We start from the raw sequence: 6,467 nt of genomic DNA on the forward strand, positions 1-6,467 counted from the left end.
ATTTTCTTCACTTTCTAAATATACCATTTATCTGCCGGCAAACTCCTGCAGTAACCGCATCACTTCCGCTCCTTCTTCGCCACTGCATGGATTTGGTATATCATCTAAAAAATACTGCACTACTTTTTCAATCATGGGTTGTTGTACATGCTGCAATGTATCAAATGTAAAAATAGCAGTTGCTCCATTAGCAACTACAGTAATAGTATTGCCACTAAAAAAACTAAACCGTATGCTGCCAGCAGTGCCAATTATTTCGCAATGGTCGGCAGCGGTAGCTGCATTAAAACACCAGGCACCACTAAAAGCAACACCACTTTCAAACAGAATACTTCCGGCAACCAAATCATCGGCAATATAATTAGCACATTGATTTGTTGCAATACCGGTAACTTTTTGTACAGCACCAAAAAAATAATACATTAAATCCAGCTGGTGCGGTGCCAAATCATGAAAAAGGCCGCCACCGGCTATTGCAGGATTTACCCGCCATGCATGATGATTAGTGGAAAGTTCCTCAGCTGTTAGTGGTGGTTTATAAAATTCGAGGCGAGCCAATAAAATTTCCCCAATTGCTTTTTCATCTATCAATTGTTTTACTTTTTTAAACAGCGGCCACTCTCTCCTGTAATGTGCCACCGATAATTTTATATTTTTTTCTGCAGCTGCTGCAGCCATATTTTTTGCAGCAGCATAATTAAGGGCCATGGGTTTTTCAACATACACCGGCTTACCGGCGTTAATAGCGGCTAATGCATACATTTCGTGAGCGTCAGGTGGCGTTGCAATATAAATAGCATTTACCCCGGGGTCGTTAATTAATTTATCAGCATCATTATACCATTTAGGCACATTATGGCGCTCTGCATAGTCGGCAGCTTTAGCAGCATCTCGCCGCATTACAGCAACTAAAGATGAGTTGGATACTTTATTAAATGCAGGGCCGCTTTTTATTTCGGTTACATCGCCGCAGCCGATAATGCCCCAGTTTATTTTTTGCATAGCAGGTAATTATTTATTAAATAGTACTGTAAAATAAAAATAATTTACAACAATGCTTTTACAATATTTTCCCATTCTTCTGCTAAACTAACTGAAGGTATTTTTTTATCCGCTTTGATGTACCAGTAATTGGCATTGCCGTTATCGCCCTCTTTGCGATGCAGGTAAGCCCCAGCAGGCCGTTGCATCATTAAGATTATCCACCATGGCATGTGCTTTCTCCCAATTATCATTAGCATCGTACCACATAGCCAATAAATATACCGAAATTTGTTGCGGCGGTGCTGTTGCATTTATGCTTTGCTGAAATGATTGAAATTTCAATTTAGTATGAGCTTTGCATAAAGTTATAAAAATAATTGTACAGCAAAAAGCCGGAGCTTAGATAATATGCATGCCTTGCGTAAAATTTGTAAGTAATTTTACTGTTGATAAATTACGCCTTTATGATGCTTGTGTTAGCAAAAAACTATTTAAATTGTAAGGGTAACGCATTTAACTAAAACTAAAACTAAAACTAAAAAAATGAAAAAACTGATCAGGAACACTGCTTTAGCATTACTATTAGGCAGCACATTTGTTAGTTGTAAAAAAATCGCTAACACCGATGCGAATGCCAATGCATTATCGCAAGATGAAAGAACAATGATTACAACCGCAGGCTTTAACAGTAACTGGGCCGAAAAAACTGCTGATGGCAATTACCTTGTTGAAGGTGATATGCTGTTATCTGCTGCACAGTTAAATGAATTGGCTGGCACAAGCCCCGACCATGAATTAATTGTTGCTAATGAAGAACATTACCGCACTACCAGGATAGTAAGCACACCGGCAACCGGCCAGCGCATTATCACTGTTCGTTTAGGTTCTGGTTTTCCTTCTTATTATTCAACCGGGTTAGACCAGGCATTGGCAAGGTATAATAACCTGAACCTGAAAATCCGTTTTCAGCGTGTAACCAGCGGAGGCAACATTGTTATTACCGGCGCTAATTTAGGCACTACTTCAACAGGTGGTTGTATCTTAGGCCAGGCTTCCGGTTTTCCTACGGCAAGCGGTAATCCATCCAGCGGATTTACATTAAGCACCAGCAGCTGTGCTACAAGTTATTTAAGTACTGCTAACAAAGCTGATGAAGTAATAGCACACGAAATTGGCCATTGCATTGGTTTCCGCCATACTGATTATATGAACCGCTCCAGTTGCGGACAAAATGCCAATGAAGGTTCAGCAGGTGTAGGTGCAGTTCATATTCCCGGCACACCAACAACCGTTACAGGTTCTTACAATTCGTGGATGATGGCTTGTACCAACAACAGCCCTGCATTCAGTTCTGCCGACGGCACAGCATTAAACTATGTTTATTAATATTTACTATTCTATAAAAATCCCTTTCCTGAATGGAAAGGGATTTTCTTTTTTTTAAACAACTGTGCAAGCCCTATTATCAGTAATTTTATTCTCTTAAAATAATAGAAAGTACATGGGCAAAGTTTTTTTTGGGGTGGAGAAAGATATTTTAAAGTATGTATGCTGCTGCATGTTTTTTTTTATACAAATTACCGTAGCTGCACAAAACCATTCAAAAAAAAATAGTGACAGTTTATTTGAAGCATTTACCGAAACTAGTGGCGGAAACAAAAAAACAACTGCTTATTATATATGTCAGTGGAAAAATGAAATACCGTGTGCATTAAAAGTTATCCGGCAACTTGATGAACAAACCGCCATTATTATATTGCCAGATCAAAACAAAACACAATTCCCATCATTAAAATTTGCCATTGCAAATAATCTCTGGAAAATTTCGCCTGCGGCACAAAAAGAAATAACTAAATACACCGTTAACAACTATATTTTTACCGGCAGGGACATCAACATTTTATTAAAAGTATTGCAACAATTTTCCAGCAAGATAAAAATTATTAGTGTAAATAATCCTTCGCATTCAGTTATTGCCCGCTGCAAAGCAAGTTTTTTAAAAACACAACTACTCTCACTTAACGAAATTATTTTTGTTGATGTACAACAACAACCCCAAACAGAAATTGGCATCATAGGTTACGACAGAAGTTTTCATGGTGTAAATGCTGTTGATTATATGATACCCGGAGCCAATGGAAAAAATATTGTGGCAGGTGTTAAGGAACAAAAAATGGAAGCCACCGATCTTGATCTCTATAAAAGAATTTTATCTTCCCCTATTGCTGCAACAGGTGTTGAAAGTCATGCTACAATTATATCATCAATAATTGGTGGTGCAGGTAATAGTTTTTATGATGGCCGTGGCATTGCTAATGGCTGTAAATTTTTTCCCAGCAGTTTTGCTAATTTATTTGCAGATGATGCAGCTGTATTAAACCACGCCAACGTGTCAGTACAAAATCATTCATACGGAACCGTTATACAACAGTTTTATGGCGCCGAAGCCGTGAGCTATGATGCACATAACTGGCAAAATAAAAATTTTGTGCATGTTTTTTCAGCCGGCAACAGAGGGGGCGCTTTTGCAATCGATGGCAAATATGCCAATCTATCCGGCTATGCCAACCTTACTGGTAATTTTAAAATGGCAAAAAATATTATCACTGTAGCGGCAATAGATAACAAAGGAAATATTGCAGCTGAAAGTTCTGCCGGCCCATTATACGATGGCCGCATTGCTCCGCAAATAACAGCGCTTGGGCCTAACGGCACTTCGGATGCGGCAGCAGCTGTAACCGGCCTTGTTGCTGTACTGCAACAGGTACATGCCGACAGCAACAATCAAAACCTTCCGCCTGCTGCTTTACTGAAAGCAATTATGTACAATACCGCAGATGATGTTTTTAATAAAGGCATTGATTATAAAACCGGTTATGGTTTGTTGAACAGTTATGCATGCATAAAAACCTTGCAGCAAAAAAAATACGATGCTGGCAGTTTATCACAAGCGCAAATATTTACAAAAAATATAACTGTGCCTGCCAATGCTGCACAATTAAAAATAACATTGGCTTATACCGATACGGCTGCGCCAGTAAACAATAACAAAGCCATTATTAACGATCTTGATCTTGAAGTAACTGAACTTAACACCGGCGCTATTTTTAAACCCTGGGTATTAAGTACTGTTGCCAATACCGATTCTCTTGCAAAGCCTGCTGTAAGAAAAAGAGATTCGCTGAATACTGCAGAGCAAGTAAGCATTCAATTACCCGCTGCCGGTATTTATCAAATAAAAATTACTGGCACTATTGTTAACGCAACTTCTCTTTCATTTAATGTGGTATTTAATATTGACACACTAAATACTTTCAACTTTACCAATCCGCAAACTGCTTCCGATGTAAACCGGGAAGAAAACGATAACCTCGTTATTAAATGGAAAACATTTGTGACTGATACAAACACCACTGGCAATTTATACATTAGCTACAATAATGGCGCTAACTGGCAGTTGTTAAAATCAGCACATAAAATTTATACCAATAAATACCAGTGGGTAATAAAAGACACTAACAGTACAGCTGTATTAAAAATGGAAACTCCATTCGGAAATTTTTTATCAAACAGTTTTATTATTAGCAGAGTAACCAGGCAAGTGGTAGATTTTATTTGTGCAGATTCGTTCCGTCTTTCGTGGAATAAGCACGTGTATGCCAGTGCGTATAAAATTTTTGCTTTAACCGACAGTCCTTATTTAAAACATGTTGCCACGGCAACCGACAGTTTTTTTGTTTTCAACAGAACAACTTTTCCGTATTTTGTATATGCTGTGGAACCGATACTCAACAATAATTTACCCGCAATCCGCAGCCTTGCTTTTGATGTTACTTTACAGGGAGTGCAATGTTTTTATAAAACGATTTATTATAATTTACTTGATGGTAATAAACTGGATATAATTCTTGAACTAAGCATTGCCAGCTACACCGATAGTATTTTTTTTGAAAGAGTAACCCCAGGCGGGCAATTACTGGAAAACTTTGGTACACAAAAAACAAATACTAAAACCATTTACAACCAGCTTACCAATGCGCTTGCAGCAGGTACTACTTTTTTAAGGGTACGCATTAAACTAAAAAATGGACAAACAGTTTACACAGATATTATACAGGTGCTTACTTCAGGTGCTAAACAAATTTTATTTTATCCCAACCCTGTAAAAAGGAATGCTCCACTACATTATAGTCTGCAACAAGGTACAGCTTCCGATAATCCATTGCAACTATTTGACATCAGTGGCAGGCTGGTTAAAAGTTTTGCAGTGCTGCCTGCCAATATCAAATTTACTGATTTGTCTGCTGGTGTTTATATCTATAAATTGCTAAATGGAAATAAGGTTGTAATTGAAACTGGTAAACTGGTAATACAATAATAAAAATTATTTCTTGAACGCCTCTCTCACCTTCGGCGCAATTTTATTTCCAAAAATCTCTATCGATTTCATCATGGTTTTATGCGATGGACCGCCTACATCCATGTGTGCACTAAAACGGGTGAGCCCAAACAACTCCTGCATTTGTAAAATTTTATCAATAGCTTCAATAGCATCTCCAATAATTAAAGCGCCTTCTTTGCTTCTGCCAAAATCAAATTGATTTTTTTGATAAGGTGGCCAGCCACGGCTGCGGCCCACCCTATCCATTTGTGAAGAATAAACAGGATAATATTCATCGGCGGTTTGTTTACTCACCTCTCCAAAAAAAGAATGCATGTGTACACCCACCTGAAATTTTTGCATATCATAGTTGTAATGCTGGTACACTTCTTTATAATAATCAAACAAGGGTTTAAATTGTGCAGGATTACCACCAATGATGGCGAAAATAACTGGCAAACCAGCTTTGCCCGCTCTCAATACACTTTCTGGTGTACCACCAACAGCCACCCAAATATTTAAATGATTGTTCACTGCACGGGGCAAAATTTGCTGATTGTTTAATGCAGGTCTGAATTTTCCTTTCCATGTTACCGGATCTTCATTATTAATTTTAAGCAGCAGGTTTAATTTTTCTTCAAATAAATTATCATAATCTTTTAAATCATAACCAAACAAAGGAAACGATTCTATAAAACTTCCACGGCCTGCCACCAGCTCTGCCCTTCCATTACTTATCAAATCTATGGTAGCAAAACTCTGGTATAATTTAACCGGATCGGCCGAACTTAATACCGAGACAGCACTGCCCAATTTTATTTTTTTTGTAACTGTTGCAGCTGCTGCTAAAATAATTTCTGGTGTGGATACTGCATAATCCGGCCGGTGATGTTCACCAATTCCATAAAAATCCAGGCCCAGCTCATCCATCAATTTTATTTCTTCAATAATTTCCTGCAGCCGTTGGCCGGCAGGTTGTGTTTTGCCGTTTTTATTTATGTGCACATCGCCAAACATGCCAATGCCTAATTCCATATGTAATTTTTTTGCAAAGATAAGAATGGCTAATATCAAATTATTGCAAATTTGAAATAATTTGATA

The 6,467-nt window shown here is 37.9% G+C and carries 5 protein-coding genes; 2 read left to right on the top strand and 3 right to left on the bottom strand.

What is annotated here, in order from left to right:
• Positions 1–27: 27 nt before the first annotated feature.
• On the bottom strand, positions 28–1,002 hold the full coding sequence (locus ACY651_RS01170; protein WP_462248861.1) for a Gfo/Idh/MocA family protein: 975 nt from the start codon (positions 1,000–1,002) through the stop codon (positions 28–30).
• Positions 1,003–1,143: 141 nt separating this feature from the next.
• Positions 1,144–1,326: a hypothetical protein gene (locus ACY651_RS01175; protein ID WP_462248863.1), complete on the bottom strand. Its 183-nt coding sequence runs from the start codon at positions 1,324–1,326 to the stop codon at positions 1,144–1,146.
• A 201-nt stretch (positions 1,327–1,527) separates the two neighbouring features.
• Between ACY651_RS01175 and ACY651_RS01180 the strand changes: the two genes are divergently transcribed.
• Both ACY651_RS01180 and ACY651_RS01185 read left to right on the top strand, forming a co-directional pair.
• Positions 1,528–2,370 (top strand): M57 family metalloprotease, encoded by an 843-nt coding sequence (locus tag ACY651_RS01180; RefSeq protein WP_462248865.1) that lies wholly within the window; start codon positions 1,528–1,530, stop codon positions 2,368–2,370.
• A 115-nt stretch (positions 2,371–2,485) separates the two neighbouring features.
• Positions 2,486–5,362 carry a S8 family peptidase gene (locus ACY651_RS01185; protein WP_462248867.1) on the top strand — a complete coding sequence of 959 codons (2,877 nt, stop codon included), beginning with the start codon at positions 2,486–2,488 and terminating at the stop codon, positions 5,360–5,362.
• Between the two features lie 6 nt (positions 5,363–5,368).
• Here the strand turns inward: ACY651_RS01185 and ACY651_RS01190 are convergent.
• On the bottom strand, positions 5,369–6,467 hold a 1,099-nt coding region (locus ACY651_RS01190; RefSeq protein ID WP_462248869.1), incomplete at its 5' end, for an LLM class flavin-dependent oxidoreductase.

Source organism: Ferruginibacter sp. (assembly GCF_031391665.1).
GTDB lineage: Bacteria > Bacteroidota > Bacteroidia > Chitinophagales > Chitinophagaceae > Ferruginibacter.

Bases quoted from the DNA above. Each gene is read 5' to 3' on its own strand.
- ACY651_RS01170 (WP_462248861.1), bottom strand. From the start codon at position 1,002: ATGCAAAAAATAAACTGGGGCATTATCGGCTGCGGCGATGTAACCGAA.
- ACY651_RS01180 (WP_462248865.1), top strand. From the start codon at position 1,528: ATGAAAAAACTGATCAGGAACACTGCTTTAGCATTACTATTAGGCAGC.
- ACY651_RS01185 (WP_462248867.1), top strand. From the start codon at position 2,486: ATGGGCAAAGTTTTTTTTGGGGTGGAGAAAGATATTTTAAAGTATGTA.